Below are 13,329 nucleotides of genomic sequence, written 5' to 3'. Positions count from 1 at the left end.
ATGCGGTCTCTCCCCCGTTCTTGAGGCTCGGCGCCGGCCAATCCGGCGCAACCCTCGAATGCAGAATGCCGCGGGAGAGGCCGCCGGCCCAGTCAGCTCACATCCCGATCATGGGGTCTAAGCGTCCCCCGACGGCATCCGTTGTGCCCAAGCGTGTCGCTCTGCTCTCCTCTTTCGTCGGGGTCTCCGCCTCCGCGCATCGCCGCGCCGTTCGGGGGGCTGGCGCGTCCTCCGGACTCGGCGACCCGTCCAGCGGCGGAGATGTGCCGACGAGGATTAACACTTGAGAAAACCGCCGCGGCCGCGATTGCAGCGACCCTGTTCCTTCGTCAGGCTTGACAACATGGGAGCTAGCCGATCCGGCGACCCCGGCGACCGCAGGACGGTCGGCGATATGGCGGATGCGGAACCGTCGTGCCGATACGGTGAAATGCGGGCAGGCCGGGGTGCGGGATCGGGCGGTTTCCCTGTGATCGACCGGCTCGACCCGGGCCGACCGCGAACCTGCAACGGCCATCCCTCGATGGCGCCCAAATCTGAACGGACGAGACGCGATGTCACCTCTCAAGCTGACCGACCTTTCCGGCGACCTCTCGGGGCGGCTTCTCGTCGCCACGCCCGTCATCAAGGATCGCGCGTTCCGGAAATCGGTCATCCTTGTCTGCGCGCATTCCGAGAAGGGTGCGATCGGCGTCCTCATCAACCGACCGGCGCTAAACATGACGCTGCGCCGGCTGTTCGTCGAGAAGGATCTTCAGCCGCCCCGGGTGCCGCTGGGCCTGCCCGTCCATGCCGGGGGACCGGCCGGGATCGACGGGGTCGTGACGCTGCACACGCCCATCGAGCCGGGCGATCCGAAGGGCGTGCAGATCACCGAGACGATCTCGATCACGCCCGGGACCGCCGTCCTGCGGCGCCTCGCGGAACAGAACCTGCTGGCCAATGCCTTCATCGCGATGGGCCATTGCGCCTGGGGCCCCGGCGCGCTGGAGGCGGAACTCGGGCGCGGGATGTGGCTGACCCTGCATGTCGAGGACGAGGACCTGTTCGACACTCCGGCCGGAGACCGGTGGGAGAGAGCGATGCACCAGATGCGAGTCACGCCGTCGAACCTGTCGGGCGTCTCCGGCTACGCGTGACGGCTGCCCTCGGCAGGCCTGACCCGCACCGTTCCGGCGGGGTCCGATGATCCGCATCGTCAGCTGGAACATCCGCAAGGCGGTCGGGCTCGACTGGCGCCGGGATCCGGAACGGATCCTGCGCGTGCTGGACGAGACCGGCGCCCAGATCGCGATCCTTCAGGAAGCCGACAAGCGTGTGCGCCCGCGCCACCCGGCGATTCCCGCGGCCGCCCTGCGGGACGCGGGCTGGCATGCGGTGCCGACCGACGCGCTGACGCCGTCGATCGGTCATCATGGCAACGCCGTACTGCTGCGACCAGGGTGGCGGATCGGCGCGAGCGAGCGGATCGACCTGCCCGGGCTGGAACCGCGGGGCGCGCTGGCGGTCTCGCTCACCGGGGTCGCGCCGATCGGCATCGTCGGCGCCCATCTCGGGTTGCGCCGCAGGGACCGGGTGCTGCAGCTTGCGGCGCTCAGAACCCATCTCGACGATCTCGGGCCCGCGACGCTGCTGGCCGGGGACCTGAACGAATGGCGGCGGACGCCGCTGCCGCTTCCGCCGGGCTGGACCTGGCACGTGCCTCCGCCGACGTTTCACGCGTCCCGCCCCAGCCTGAGCCTCGACCGCATCGCCACGGGTCCGGCCCTGCGGCTGACGGAGCTGGAGGTTCACCGCTCGCCCGCCGCGCGCCGTGCGTCGGATCACCTTCCGGTGACGGCCACCGTCGCCGTGACCGGCGGCGTCCGACCCGTCGCCCATGGCGCCAAACGACAACATTGACCCGAAAAGACCCGGCCGGGCTGCGCGCACTCTCGAGGCCTTTTCGGGCCATTCTGACCCCACGAAATTGTCCGACGCTTCACTCGAGCCTGTCGGAGCCGCGCAGCGGGTCGACGTGACGCAGGACCGGGGGCGCGGCGAGGGGCTGGCGCCGATAGCGGCGATAGAGATGCAGGCCGCCCCAGACCACCGCGCCGACGGCCAGCGCGGTGACGACTGCGCTCCCGATGCTGGCGGCCTCGACATGATAGGGAGACACGGTGCGCATCGCGCGATGGGCGACCTTGCGCGCCGGGTCGGGATGCTTGTGCGGTTGCGCGTCGTCGTCGAACAGGAGCTTTTCGCCGATATGTCGCTTGGCCTCGGACGGCCCTTCAGGCTGGAGCGGGACCAGTCGGCGGCCGTCACGGGGCGAGAGCCGCTCGATGGCACCGATGAGCGAGCCCTCCTCGCGGATGGCGCGGGCGACCGTCTCGACCTCGCAATCCAGGTGCTCGGCCAGCAGGGAGTGACGCAGGCACAGCGCATAGTCCCGCTGTTCGGACGTCGTGCAGGCGAAGGCGACGTCGCACTCCGTATCGAAATCCATGGACCGGTTGTTGATGTTCGAAGAGCCAACCCGCACCAGCCGGTCGTCGACGATCAACACCTTGGCATGGACATAGATCGGGGTCTCTGCGGCGTTGACCGGATAGAGGATGCGGAACCGTCCGTTGCCCCTGTCGGCGGCGTCGCTGACGCGCTCGATCATGCGGGCGCGGGCGGTGTCCATCAGTTCGTGCTCGAAGAAGCCGTCGGCTTCCAGCGGGTTGATCACCACGATCTCGGGCCCGTCCGGCTCGGCCAGCCGCGCTTCCAGCGCGCGGCAGATGGAGCCGGAGGCGAAGTACTGGCTTTCGAGGTAGATCGTCTTCTGCGCGCTCTCGATGGCGGCGAGGTAGAAGCTTTCGATCTCGGTGATGGCGTCCTGGTCGTGATAGTCCGGCGCGGTGCGTGCGATGGCGACGTCGATACCCTCGAGGTCCGAGGCGAGGTCGTCGGGCCAGGGGAGCGGCGCCCCCTGCGGCGGGTCGAGCTCATCTCCGGTCGCGGCCTTCCAGCGGCCGCGGGCCAAGTCGCCCAGCGCCACCGCGATCCGTCCCGACATCGCGGTCGTCACGTCATGCCACGGCTTGTGGGGCGTGCCGTCCGGCAGGACGCGGCGCGGGTCCTCCGGCAGGTGATCGCGGGTGTCCCAGCGCCCGCCGGTCACGTCGATGCCGCCGCAGAAGGCAAGCTGGTCGTCGATGACAACGATCTTCTGGTGATGGGTCGCGGCGACTGGGTGATGGCTGTCGAGCGCGAAATGGATCCGGTCGGAGGCGAAGGTCAGCGACAGCGTCTCGGTCGCCTGCTGCGGGATCTCGGTCACCATCGCCTTGTCCCATTTCAGGATGTAGAGCGACAGGCCCGGCTCCGCCTCGACGAGGTGCTTGAGGAACTCGCCCAGCCGGTTGGGCAGGCCGTCGGGGGCGTTGCCGTCCTCATCGCTCTCCCCTGGCTGCATCTCCAGCCGCAGGTCGAAATCCCAGCCGATCAGGTAGATGCTGTGCTTCGCCTGACGCAGCGCGTCACGCAGGTGGACGAAGTAGCGCGCCGCATCGATGATCACCCTCAGCCGGTCGGCACGTTCTACCCGCCAGAAGGTCTTGTCGTCGAAAAGGCCTTGCCCGAAGGTCGTGGCGATCTGCGGTCCTTGGTCGTCCATCGTCATCCTCCATTCTCGACGGCAACCATTCGGCAGCGCCGCGCGTTTGGGGTTCGGAGGTCAACGCCGACCGAGGCGTTTGGGTTCGGCAGGGTGTCGAACTGCGTCCGCGTTGATTGGCCCGCGCGCCAGCCCCTGACCCGTCAGCCGTCGAGATAGGTCGAGTCGAAGCGGGCGAAGTCCCGGATCTCGGCCAGGTTGGGCAGGTGAACGGATTGCCGCGTCCAGACCAGCAGGCCCGTGGTGCGCAGTTCCTGCACCGCCCGGTTCACGTGCACCGCCGACAGCCCGAGGATCGCCGCGACGGTCTTCTGATCGAGCGAGGTCGTGAAATGACCGCCATCAGCCAGGCCGACGCGCCTGAGCCGGAACTCCATCTCGCAGAGCAGATGGGCGATGCGCTGCGAGGCCTGCAGGTTGGAGCTGGCGATGACCCAAGTCCGGTGGATCTGCGCGTCGACCAGCGTCTCTCGCCACAGCGCCAGACCGATCCGGGGATGCCGCAGGATCAGGGCGTCGAGGTCGTCATGTTCGACGAACTCGACGACGGAGCGGCCGACCGCGACGATGTCGTGGTCCAGATCGGCCAGCGGATAGGCGTGCAGATCCATGAAGTCGCCGGGCAGGCAGATCGCGCTGATCCCGGTCAGGCCGCCCTTGTCGGGATGGTTTCGGAGCGCCGTGCCGCGGATCAGAAGGCAGCTTCTGCGGAGGGTCGGGCCATAGGCGACGATCGTCTCGCCATCGCCGAACACCCTGCGCTCCACCGGGATCGAGGCAAGCGCCTCCAGCGCCTCGTCTGTCAGATCGCTGCGGCGACGCAGGAACAGGCCAAGGAACGGCGACCCGCCCGGGCGCCTCTCCGGCTCCTCGGCGGCGGTCCGCAGGTCGATGCCGTTCTCGGTCATTTCCCGTCCAGCCATGCGACGACTTCCTCGACATGACAGGGCTTCGAGAAACGCGGTGCGGCCAGCAGCCGGTCCGGCAGCGTCATCGTGGCCTCGCTGTAGCCGGTCAGGAAGGCGAAGGGGATGCCCCGGTCCAGAAGCGCATGGGCCAGCGCCTCGCTGGTCTCGCCGCGCCCCAGGTTGAAGTCGAGCAGCGCCGCCCGCGGCGTCGCACCTTCGAGATAGGCGAAGGCCGCCTTTGCGTTCGAGACGACGCGCACCGGACCCTGCTGGTAATCCTGCAGGGCCATCTCGGTCTCGATCGCGATGAACGCCTCGTCCTCGACCAGCAGGATGTCGCGATCGGCGCTCACGGGCGGATCCGAAGGCCGGGAGACCTGCGACGCGCTGTCCGGGAATGCGTTACCTGCACCATCGTGTCGCTCCGTCCAGAGCGCGGCGCCGAATGGCCCACGGCTCATGATTTCATCCGAGGCGACCCACCGACAGGGTTTCCTCTTTGGCCGACGTTATTTGCACGGCTTTCACCGGAAAACAAGCGAGTCAACCTTCGCGCCTCGCGCCGGCCCGGCCGGACCGCGGTTCGGGGCTTTTTTCCTCGCCAGCCGGTGCCCGGGAGGCTCCCGGGGAGGACTGGGCTGCCGGCCCGCCTCTCGGCCCGCAGGGCTCGCAGCGTCACGAATGGGATGCGCCGACGTGATGGAGCGCGTGAGATCCGAAGGGGTCGCAGGAGGGATGGTGCTGCTGGAGAGAATTGAACTCTCGACCTCTCCCTTACCAAGGGAGTGCTCTACCTCTGAGCTACAGCAGCGACACGCGCCGCCGATTAGACGCATCCGCCAGCCTGCGCAACCCCTCTCTGGCGCCCGCTGGCGACTGGACCCGCGCGCGTCCCGGGCCTACATCTGGAGGGAGATGCCCCGTTCCGATCCTTCCTCCCGCGACGAGCGGCTCAAGGCCGCGCTGAAGTCCAACATGGCCCGCCGCAAGGCGCAGGCGCGCGCCCGCGCGGCCCGCGCCGAGACCGACGGGGAGGCCCCTGAAGACGAGGTCGCTGCCGAAGAATGACCGATGCCCGCTTTCACGAGGCCGCAGGCCGTCCCGTCCGGCTCTGGGCGACCGATGCCGAGGACCTGCAGGTCGTCTCGGCGCTCTGCCAGGATTCGGTCCTGCCTGCCTCCGACATGCGATTCACGCAACGCGACGGCAGGCTCGCCCTGCTGCTCAACCGTTTCCGCTGGGAGAACGGGACCGCCACGCCCGAGCGGGTGCGCAGCCTGCTCAGCGTCACCGAGGTCACCGGCGTGCGCGGGCAGGGGGTCGTGCCGGGGGACCCCGACACGGTGCTGTCGCTGCTGTCGCTCGACTGGGTGCCCTCGGGCGAGGAGGGCGACACCTCCGGCCACCTGCGCCTGACCTTCGCGGGGGACGGGCTGGTCGAGGCGCACTGCGACTGCCTCGACCTGACGCTCACCGACGTGACCCGGCCTCATGCGGCGATCTCGGGCCGCGCGCCCAGTCACGACACATGATCGTCCGCCCCCTGGCTGCCGGGGATGGCGCCGCGTGGCGCCTGATGATGATCGAGGCGACCCGCACCCACCCCGCCGCCTTCCTTCTGTCCCCGCGGGAAGTGGGCGAGATGCGGGCGGAGCAGGCCGTGGACTCCGTCTCGCGGGGCAACCTGCACGGGCTCTTCGCCGGCGACACGCTGATCGGCTTCGCGGGCCTGCACCTCTGGCAGCTGGACCGGCTGCACCACCGGGCCGATATCGGGCCGTTCTTCCTGACCGAGTCGCAGCGCGGCACCGGCGCGGCGGATGCCCTGATGGAGGCACTGGCGGCCCGCGCCAGGGAGTCCGGCGTGACCTGGCTCGACCTCTGGGTCGCGGTGCGGAATGCGCGCGCGCGGGGCTTCTACGCGCGGCACGGGTTCCGCGAAATCGCCCGGCGCGAGGATGCGATCCGCCTCGATCACGGCTCCGAGGACGACGTGCTGATGACGCGCCGACTGTAGGCCCGCCCGCGCCGCCGGGGGCTGGCCCCCCTCGCGCAACCCCGTTAACGAGACGCGACCCTGACGCGGAGCGCCCGGATGCCCCAGTTCCTCGACACGACCGACCCCGATTTCGAGCGCCGGTTCGGCGCGCTGCTGACCATGAAGCGCGAGGATTCGCCCGATGTGGACGACGCCGTCGCCGCGATCATCGCCGATGTGCGTGCGCGCGGCGACGCGGCGGTGATCGAGTTGACGGCGCGCTTCGACCGGCTCAACCTCACCCCCGGGACGCTGCGCGTCACCGGGGAAGAGATCGGGGCGGCGGTGGCCCGGGTTCCCGAGGCGGAGCGGGCGGCCTTGGCGCTCGCCGCCGAGCGCATCCGCGCCTACCACGCCCGCCAGATGCCCCGGGACGAAAGCTGGACCGACGAGACCGGCGCCACGCTCGGCTGGCGCTGGGGGCCGGTGGACGCGGCGGGGCTCTATGTCCCCGGCGGGCTGGCGAGCTACCCGTCCAGCGTGCTGATGAACGCCGTCCCCGCCCGCGTCGCCGGAGTGCGGCGGCTGGTGATGTGCGTGCCAACCCCCGGCGGCGTGCTGAACCCGCTGGTGCTGCTCGCCGCGCAGCTTTCGGGCGTGGACGAGATCTACCGCATCGGCGGCGCGCAGGCCGTCGCCGCCATGGCCTACGGCACCGCGACCATCGCCCCCGTCGACAAGATCACCGGTCCCGGCAACGCCTTTGTCGCGGCCGCCAAGCGGCGCGTCTTCGGCCGCGTCGGCATCGACATGATCGCCGGGCCCTCAGAGATCCTCGTTGTCGCCGATGGCGACAACGATCCCGACTGGATCGCCGTCGACCTGTTGAGCCAGGCCGAGCATGACGAGAGCGCCCAGTCGATCCTGATAACCGACGATGCCGCGTTCGGGCGCGCGGTGGCCGACGCCGTCGAGGCGCGGCTCGCGACGCTGGAGCGGCGTGCGATCGCCGGCGCCTCCTGGCGCGACTTCGGTGCCATCGTGACGGTGCGCGACCTCGACGAGGCGGCGACGCTCTCGAACCGGATCGCGCCCGAGCATCTGGAACTGGCCGTGGCCGACCCCGACGCCCTGGCCGCGAAGATCACCCATGCGGGCGCCATCTTCCTCGGCCAGTGGACGCCCGAGGCCATCGGCGACTATGTCGGGGGCCCCAACCACGTGCTGCCGACGGCGCGGTCGGCCCGGTTCTCCTCGGGCCTGTCGGTGATGGACTTCCTCAAGCGCACGACCCTGGCCCGGATGACGCCCGAATCCCTGCGCGCCATCGGCCCGGCGGCGGTCACGCTGGCCGGGTCCGAGAGCCTGGAGGCGCATGGCCTGTCGGTGCAGGCGCGTCTCGACCGGCTGAACGGCTGAACCGGGGGCCGCGGCGCCCGACCCGAGCCCGTTGCGGCCCGTCCCGGCCCGTGGCACCAAGGACGCCGTTCCGACCGCAGATCGAAGGCCGCCCATGACCGCCCGCATCGCCAACATCACGATCGACGACAGCGGCCTGGCCACGCCCACCCCCGAGATCGAGCAGGAGAGGGCCGTCGCCATCTTCGACCTGCTGGAGCAGAATTCCTTCGCGCTCCGAGTCGAGGGCGCGCCGCCGGGGCCTTACGACCTGCATCTGGCCATCCGCGACCGCCGGCTCGTCTTCGAGATCTCGACCGAAGGCGGCCCCGCCGGCGCCTTCCACCTCTCGCTCGGGCCGTTCCGGCAGGTGGTGAAGGATTACTGGCAGATCTGCGAGGCCTATTTCGACGCGGTCAAGAAGCTGCCCCCCTCGCAGATCGAGGCGATCGACATGGCCCGCCGCGGCATCCACAACGAGGGCGCCCGCATCCTCCAGGAACGGCTGGAGGGAAAGGCGGAGATCGACACCGACACCTCGCGCCGTCTCTTCACGCTGATCTGCGTCCTGCATTTCGGGGGCTGAGATGGGCGGCGCCGCCCCCGCCAAGCTGCCGCAATCGGTCCTGTTCTGCTGCGACCACAACGCCGTCCGCTCCCCCATGGCCGAGGGGCTGATGAAGCAGATGCACGGGATGCGGATCTATGTGCAGTCGGCGGGGGTGAAGAACGACCTGGAGATCGACGGCTTCACCATCGCCGTCTGCGACGAGATCGGGGTGGAGCTGTCGCGCCACCGCACCCGGTCCTTCCAGGAGATGCAGGAATGGGGCGACGATCTGGAAGGCTTCGATCTCATCGTCGCGCTGTCGCCCGCGTCGCAGCGCATGGCGCAGGAACTGGCCCGCCACGCCCATATCGACGTCGAATACTGGCCGATCATGGACCCCACGGGGCTGGGCGAGACGCGGGAGGCGAAGCTCGCGAGCTACAGGGAGGTGCGCGACCAGATCGCGGAGCGGCTCCGGGCGCGGTTCCCGACATGACTCTCCGCATCGAGACGCTTCGCGGCGACGCCCTCGCACCGCATCTCGATGCGCTGGCCCGGCTGCGGATCGCGGTCTTCCGTGACTGGCCCTATCTCTACGACGGCGACATGGACTATGAGCGCCAATATCTCGCCGCATATCGCCCGCCCGGCGCGGTCGTCGTCGGCGCTTTCGACGGGGCCGAGATGGTCGGCGCCGCGACCGCCGCCCCGATGGAGCGGCATGCCGAAGACTTCGCCGCCGCCTTCGCGGGCGAGGATCTGGGCGCGATCTACTACCTCGCCGAGTCGGTGCTGCTGCCCGCCTTTCGCGGGCAGGGCCTCGGCCACCGCTTCTTCGACGCGCGCGAGGCCGAGGCCCGTGCGCTCGGGCGAAGGCGCGCGGCCTTCTGCTCCGTCATCCGGCCCGGGGACCACCCCGCCCGCCCCGAGGGCGCGCGCAGCCACGACGCCTTCTGGCGCGGACGTGGCTACGCGCCGGTCCCGGGCGCGGTGGCGCACTTCTCGTGGCGTGACATCGGGGACGAGGCCCCGACGGAGAAGCCGCTCCAGTTCTGGGCGCGCGAGCTGTGAGCAGCGAAATATGCCTCCGAGGTCATTCGCAGATCGCTTCGGCGGGATCTTGTCTCCGACTATGAAGGTCGCCGTCGCCGCCTATCCGTTGGACCCCGTGACCGATTTCGACGCCTGGGCGCGGAAGGCCGCCGAATGGGTGGAACGGGCCGAGGCCGACCTCCTCGTCTTCCCGGAATACGGCGCCATGGAGCTCGCGCATCTCGACGGCTCCGAAACCGCCGGAGACCTGGAGGCCTCGCTTCACGCCGCCGCACGTCATGGGCCCGCGGCGCAGGAGGTCTGGGCCGATCTCGCGCGGCGGCATCGCGCCCACATTCTCGCGCCCTCCGGCCCCTGGGACGCCGGGGGCGCGCGCCCTGTCAACCGCACCTGGCTCCACGGACCGGACGGGACGCTCGGCCATCAGGACAAGCAGGTCATGACGATGTTCGAGCGGTCCTGGGACATCCGGTCCGGCGACCCGCTGCGCGTCTTCCGGGTGGGGGAGTTCACGGTCGGCGTGCTGATCTGCTACGACGCCGAGTTTCCCGCCCTGGGCGAGGCGCTGGTGGCGGCCGGTGCCGATCTTCTGCTCGTCCCCTCCTGCACCGACACCGTCGCGGGCTTCACCCGCGTCCGCGTCGGCGCCATGGCCCGCGCGCTGGAGGGGCAATGCGTCGCGCTCCATTCGCCCACGGTCGGGGCCTGCCCCTGGTCCCCTGCCGTCGATGAGAACCGGGGCCGGGCCGCGATCTACGCCCCGCCGGATCTGGGCTTCCCTGAGACGGGAATCGTCGCCGAAGGCGCGATGGACGCGCCCGGCTGGACCCGCGCCACGATCGAGCCCGCCGCCATCGCGCGCCTGCGCGACCGGGGCGTCGTGCGCGGCCATGCCCACAGGGGAGAGGCCGCCGCCGCGGCGCGGCGATTTCGCGCTTGAAACTTGCGCCCTTTGCGCCCATCTACCCGCATCTGCCGCAAGGTGCGGCCCCAATCCAGGAGAAACCATGGCCAAGGAAGAGCTTCTCGAATTCCCCGGCGTCGTGAAGGAACTCCTGCCGAATGCGACATTCCGGGTCGAGCTCGAGAACGGCCATGAGATCATCGCGCATACGGCGGGCAAGATGCGCAAGAACCGCATCCGCGTGCTGGCTGGCGACAAGGTGCAGGTCGAGATGACGCCCTACGACTTGACCAAGGGTCGCATCAACTACCGGTTCAAGTAACCGTCCCGTAAGGGGGTTACGACACGATGTTCATCCTCGGATCGGGATCGCCCCGGCGGCTGGAGCTTCTCGCCCAGCTCGGCCTGACCCCCGACGCCGTGCGCCCTCCCGATATCGACGAGACGCCCCTGCCGGCCGAATTGCCGCGCCGCTATTGCGAGCGGATCACGGCGGCCAAGCTCGCCGCCGTCGAGGCGGGGCCCGAGGACGTCGTGCTCTGTGCCGACACGACCGTCGCCGTCGGGCGGCGGGTCCTCGGCAAGGCGGCGGATGCGGCGGAGGCCGCCGATTTCCTGCGCCTGATCTCGGGCCGCCGCCACAAGGTCGTCACCTGCGTCTCCGTCCGCAGGGGCGGGGCGGAATGGCATCGGACTTCCGTCTCCTCGGTCAGGCTCAAGCGGCTCTCCGACGAGGAGGTCGCGGGCTACCTCGCTACCGGCGACTGGCAGGGCAAGGCCGGCGCCTACGCCATCCAGGGGCCGGCCGCCGCCTTCGTGACCTGGATCGAGGGCAGCCATTCCGGCATCGTCGGCCTGCCGCTGCACGAGACGGCGAACCTTTTGCAACAAGCGGGCGTGAGGCTCTGGACATGAACGAGAACCAGATCGTCCTCGGCCATCACGAGGGTCGCCCCGCCGCCGCCTGGCTGAAGAACGGCCGGCTGCACGACCTGCTGATCGACCCGAAGGACGACCACCCGCGCCCCGGCGCCGTCTACCGCGCGGTCTGCGACCGACCCGTGAAGGGGCAGGGCGGCATGTTCATGAAGCTGCCCGACGGGCTGACCGCCTGGCACCGCAACGCCAAGGGGCTGGAGCCGGGGCAGGAGCTGCTGGTCCAGGTCAACGGCCATGCCGAGCCGGGGAAGGCCGTGCCGGTCACGGACCGGGTGCTGTTCAAGTCGAAGCTCTGCATCGTGACGCCGGACGCGCCGGGGGTGAACGTCGCCCGATCGGTCAAGGATGCCGACACCCGCGACCGCCTGCTGGAGATCGCGCATGAGCGCCTGCCGGAGGAGAAGGGCCGCATCGGCCTGATCCTGCGCAGCGCCGCCGCCGAGGCCGACATGGACGAGATCGACGCCGATATCGACGAGACCTGGGCCGTCGCGCAATCCGTGCTGCAGGATGACGGCTCGGGGCCGGAGCATCTGCTCGACGGACCGGATGCGCACATGCTGGCCTGGCGCGAATGGCCTGCGGCGCCGGTCTCCGAGGATTGGGACCCCGTCCTCGACCAGCTCGACGCGCTGCGCGGGCCGAGGGTCGAGATCGGCCCCGTCACGCTCTGGATCGAGCCGACCCGCGCGCTGGTCGCCATCGACGTGAACACGCCCGAGGGCGGTGCGGGCGGGCTGCGCGCGAACCTCGCCCTCGCGAAGGAGCTGCCGCGCCAGCTGCGTCTCCGGGGCCTTGGCGGCCAGATCGTGCTGGACCTCGCCCCGATGCCGAAGAAGGACCGCCGGGGCTTCGAGGCCGCCCTGCGCGGCGCGTTCCGCGACGATCCGGTCGAGACCTCGCTGATCGGCTGGACGCCGCTGGGCCACATGGAGCTGACCCGCAGGCGCGAGCGCATCCCGCTGGAGGAGCTGCTGTGAGCTGTCCGATCTGCGACAAACCGACCGATTCGGCCTATCGCCCGTTCTGCTCGAAGCGCTGCGCCGATGTCGATCTCGGCCGCTGGCTGACGGGCGGCTATGCCGTGCCGACCGACGAGCCGGAGGACGCCGGAGAGGCGGCCGGGCAGCACGCCGACAAGCCCCGCGACGACTGACGATTTCGGGTCTGGACACCCGTCCGCGCCTGTCCTAAGTGACGCCCACCCCGCGCCGGACAGCTGTTCGCCGCACTCGTGCCTGGGTAGCTCAGGGGTAGAGCAGTGGATTGAAAATCCTCGTGTCGGTGGTTCGATTCCGCCCCCGGGCACCACAAAAACCAATCACAAACAGTGACTTAGACGGAAAATAAGAAACGCCCTCCGGGGCGTTGTCTCGTTTTTTGCTCAGGTTCACGGTTTGATCTTGAGACAAAATGTTGGGCCTGCCCTTGCGTCGGGCACAAGGCGTCCCCATGTGAGGGGTAAGACCAGTGGTTGGCCGCAATCCCTGCTGTCTTTGAAGGCTCAATTGCGGCAACTGGCGTTACAGGTGGGTCAAGCTGGTACTCTAAGCGTCCCCCAACCTGTCCGTGATGGAGGTGCCCATGCGGGCAACGCTCATCCTCGAAGCCAGCAAGCCGTGCGGTACGAAGTATCGCGTGGAGCTTTCCTTGGGGCTTGTGCTCCTTGGCTGGCTTCTCGGGTTCTTCTGGCCGTAAGGCTTGCATTATGAGAGGTCGTCCTTCGGGGCGGCCTCTTTTCGTCTGGGCATCATTGACCCCGATTGCGTCACATCCTAGGTTCACGCTGCCGCACGCTTCGGCGTGTGTCAGGGTGTAGCGCAGTTGGTTAAAGCGGTTTGCTTCTGATCTGAATCGTTGAGGATTCCCTTGGGATCATCGGTCTGCTTCACTTTGGGAAGGAGGTGGACGGATGGGCAAACCCTACTCGATGGACCTTCGCGAACGGAT

17 protein-coding genes and 2 tRNA genes are annotated in these 13,329 nt (G+C 69.4%); 15 read left to right on the top strand and 4 right to left on the bottom strand.

Translation table 11 applies throughout. The annotated features are described in order from the left end of the window. Positions 1 to 554: 554 nt before the first annotated feature. Together DR046_RS22025 and DR046_RS22020 are read left to right on the top strand one after the other, a co-directional pair. Positions 555 to 1,139 carry a YqgE/AlgH family protein gene (locus DR046_RS22025; protein ID WP_115384513.1) on the top strand — a complete coding sequence of 195 codons (585 nt, stop codon included), beginning with the start codon at positions 555 to 557 and terminating at the stop codon, positions 1,137 to 1,139. Positions 1,140 to 1,185: 46 nt separating this feature from the next. Further along, positions 1,186 to 1,902, top strand: a complete 717-nt coding sequence (locus DR046_RS22020) for an endonuclease/exonuclease/phosphatase family protein (protein WP_115384512.1) — start codon at positions 1,186 to 1,188, stop codon at positions 1,900 to 1,902. Positions 1,903 to 1,981: 79 nt separating this feature from the next. Here DR046_RS22020 and DR046_RS22015 read toward each other — a convergent pair whose 3' ends face one another. The 4 genes from DR046_RS22015 to DR046_RS22000 form a co-directional block, all read right to left on the bottom strand. Continuing rightward, positions 1,982 to 3,649: a phospholipase D-like domain-containing protein gene (locus tag DR046_RS22015; RefSeq protein ID WP_167767239.1), complete on the bottom strand. Its 1,668-nt coding sequence runs from the start codon at positions 3,647 to 3,649 to the stop codon at positions 1,982 to 1,984. Between the two features lie 143 nt (positions 3,650 to 3,792). Next, the gene (locus tag DR046_RS22010) at positions 3,793 to 4,572 is read right to left on the bottom strand and encodes a Crp/Fnr family transcriptional regulator (RefSeq protein ID WP_135227375.1); all 780 of its coding nucleotides are present in this window, start codon (positions 4,570 to 4,572) and stop codon (positions 3,793 to 3,795) included. Continuing rightward, positions 4,554 to 4,910: a response regulator gene (locus DR046_RS22005; protein ID WP_115384509.1), complete on the bottom strand. Its 357-nt coding sequence runs from the start codon at positions 4,908 to 4,910 to the stop codon at positions 4,554 to 4,556. The genes DR046_RS22010 and DR046_RS22005 overlap by 19 nt, the downstream gene beginning before the upstream one ends. Before the next feature lie 383 nt (positions 4,911 to 5,293). Further along, positions 5,294 to 5,368 (bottom strand) — tRNA-Thr (locus DR046_RS22000). A 104-nt stretch (positions 5,369 to 5,472) separates the two neighbouring features. On the opposite strand from DR046_RS22000, the gene DR046_RS21995 reads away from it, so the two are divergent. The 13 genes from DR046_RS21995 (at position 5,473) to DR046_RS21935 (ending at position 12,690) form a co-directional block, all read left to right on the top strand. Continuing rightward, entirely contained in the window at positions 5,473 to 5,625 is a 153-nt protein-coding gene (locus tag DR046_RS21995) for a hypothetical protein (protein WP_115384508.1), read from the top strand. Next, positions 5,622 to 6,089, top strand: coding sequence for a DUF2948 family protein (locus tag DR046_RS21990; RefSeq protein ID WP_115384507.1), 468 nt, complete (start codon positions 5,622 to 5,624; stop codon positions 6,087 to 6,089). Before DR046_RS21995 ends, DR046_RS21990 begins: the two co-directional genes overlap by 4 nt. Then, positions 6,086 to 6,574 carry a GNAT family N-acetyltransferase gene (locus DR046_RS21985; protein ID WP_115384506.1) on the top strand — a complete coding sequence of 163 codons (489 nt, stop codon included), beginning with the start codon at positions 6,086 to 6,088 and terminating at the stop codon, positions 6,572 to 6,574. The genes DR046_RS21990 and DR046_RS21985 overlap by 4 nt, the downstream gene beginning before the upstream one ends. A 78-nt stretch (positions 6,575 to 6,652) precedes the next feature. Continuing rightward, positions 6,653 to 7,954, top strand: coding sequence for a histidinol dehydrogenase (gene hisD, locus DR046_RS21980; RefSeq protein ID WP_115384505.1), 1,302 nt, complete (start codon positions 6,653 to 6,655; stop codon positions 7,952 to 7,954). A gap of 94 nt (positions 7,955 to 8,048) precedes the next feature. Next, on the top strand, positions 8,049 to 8,519 hold the full coding sequence (locus tag DR046_RS21975; RefSeq protein WP_115384504.1) for a UPF0262 family protein: 471 nt from the start codon (positions 8,049 to 8,051) through the stop codon (positions 8,517 to 8,519). Between the two features lies 1 nt (position 8,520). Next, the gene (locus tag DR046_RS21970; protein ID WP_115384503.1) at positions 8,521 to 8,979 is read left to right on the top strand and encodes an arsenate-mycothiol transferase ArsC; all 459 of its coding nucleotides are present in this window, start codon (positions 8,521 to 8,523) and stop codon (positions 8,977 to 8,979) included. After that, complete coding sequence (locus DR046_RS21965; RefSeq protein ID WP_115384502.1) at positions 8,976 to 9,554, top strand: GNAT family N-acetyltransferase; 579 nt, start codon at positions 8,976 to 8,978, stop codon at positions 9,552 to 9,554. The genes DR046_RS21970 and DR046_RS21965 overlap by 4 nt, the downstream gene beginning before the upstream one ends. A 61-nt stretch (positions 9,555 to 9,615) precedes the next feature. Beyond that, a complete protein-coding gene (locus DR046_RS21960; protein WP_115384501.1) occupies positions 9,616 to 10,476 on the top strand; it encodes a carbon-nitrogen hydrolase family protein in 861 nt (286 codons plus the stop codon). Positions 10,477 to 10,543: 67 nt separating this feature from the next. After that, positions 10,544 to 10,762 carry a translation initiation factor IF-1 gene (infA, locus tag DR046_RS21955; RefSeq protein ID WP_007205486.1) on the top strand — a complete coding sequence of 73 codons (219 nt, stop codon included), beginning with the start codon at positions 10,544 to 10,546 and terminating at the stop codon, positions 10,760 to 10,762. A 26-nt stretch (positions 10,763 to 10,788) separates the two neighbouring features. After that, a complete protein-coding gene (locus DR046_RS21950) occupies positions 10,789 to 11,355 on the top strand; it encodes a Maf family protein (protein ID WP_115384500.1) in 567 nt (188 codons plus the stop codon). Then, on the top strand, positions 11,352 to 12,359 hold the full coding sequence (locus DR046_RS21945; RefSeq protein WP_115384499.1) for a ribonuclease E/G: 1,008 nt from the start codon (positions 11,352 to 11,354) through the stop codon (positions 12,357 to 12,359). The genes DR046_RS21950 and DR046_RS21945 overlap by 4 nt, the downstream gene beginning before the upstream one ends. Next, entirely contained in the window at positions 12,356 to 12,535 is a 180-nt protein-coding gene (locus DR046_RS21940) for a DNA gyrase inhibitor YacG (RefSeq protein ID WP_115384498.1), read from the top strand. Before DR046_RS21945 ends, DR046_RS21940 begins: the two co-directional genes overlap by 4 nt. A gap of 80 nt (positions 12,536 to 12,615) precedes the next feature. Continuing rightward, a tRNA-Phe gene (locus DR046_RS21935) sits at positions 12,616 to 12,690 on the top strand. Positions 12,691 to 13,329: the final 639 nt, after the last annotated feature.

The sequence above is a fragment of the Jannaschia formosa genome, assembly GCF_003340555.1.
GTDB lineage: Bacteria > Pseudomonadota > Alphaproteobacteria > Rhodobacterales > Rhodobacteraceae > Jannaschia > Jannaschia formosa.
Note: the sequence above shows the minus strand (reverse complement) of the source record. Positions and strands in the feature narration are given on the sequence as shown.

Coding starts and splice junctions, on each gene's coding strand:
- DR046_RS22025 (WP_115384513.1), top strand. CDS start 555: ATGTCACCTCTCAAGCTGACCGACCTTTCCGGCGACCTCTCGGGGCGG.
- DR046_RS22020 (WP_115384512.1), top strand. CDS start 1,186: ATGATCCGCATCGTCAGCTGGAACATCCGCAAGGCGGTCGGGCTCGAC.
- DR046_RS22015 (WP_167767239.1), bottom strand. CDS start 3,649: ATGGACGACCAAGGACCGCAGATCGCCACGACCTTCGGGCAAGGCCTT.
- DR046_RS22010 (WP_135227375.1), bottom strand. CDS start 4,572: ATGGCTGGACGGGAAATGACCGAGAACGGCATCGACCTGCGGACCGCC.
- DR046_RS21995 (WP_115384508.1), top strand. CDS start 5,473: ATGCCCCGTTCCGATCCTTCCTCCCGCGACGAGCGGCTCAAGGCCGCG.
- DR046_RS21990 (WP_115384507.1), top strand. CDS start 5,622: ATGACCGATGCCCGCTTTCACGAGGCCGCAGGCCGTCCCGTCCGGCTC.
- DR046_RS21985 (WP_115384506.1), top strand. CDS start 6,086: ATGATCGTCCGCCCCCTGGCTGCCGGGGATGGCGCCGCGTGGCGCCTG.
- hisD (WP_115384505.1), top strand. CDS start 6,653: ATGCCCCAGTTCCTCGACACGACCGACCCCGATTTCGAGCGCCGGTTC.
- DR046_RS21975 (WP_115384504.1), top strand. CDS start 8,049: ATGACCGCCCGCATCGCCAACATCACGATCGACGACAGCGGCCTGGCC.
- DR046_RS21970 (WP_115384503.1), top strand. CDS start 8,521: ATGGGCGGCGCCGCCCCCGCCAAGCTGCCGCAATCGGTCCTGTTCTGC.
- DR046_RS21965 (WP_115384502.1), top strand. CDS start 8,976: ATGACTCTCCGCATCGAGACGCTTCGCGGCGACGCCCTCGCACCGCAT.
- DR046_RS21960 (WP_115384501.1), top strand. CDS start 9,616: ATGAAGGTCGCCGTCGCCGCCTATCCGTTGGACCCCGTGACCGATTTC.
- infA (WP_007205486.1), top strand. CDS start 10,544: ATGGCCAAGGAAGAGCTTCTCGAATTCCCCGGCGTCGTGAAGGAACTC.
- DR046_RS21950 (WP_115384500.1), top strand. CDS start 10,789: ATGTTCATCCTCGGATCGGGATCGCCCCGGCGGCTGGAGCTTCTCGCC.
- DR046_RS21945 (WP_115384499.1), top strand. CDS start 11,352: ATGAACGAGAACCAGATCGTCCTCGGCCATCACGAGGGTCGCCCCGCC.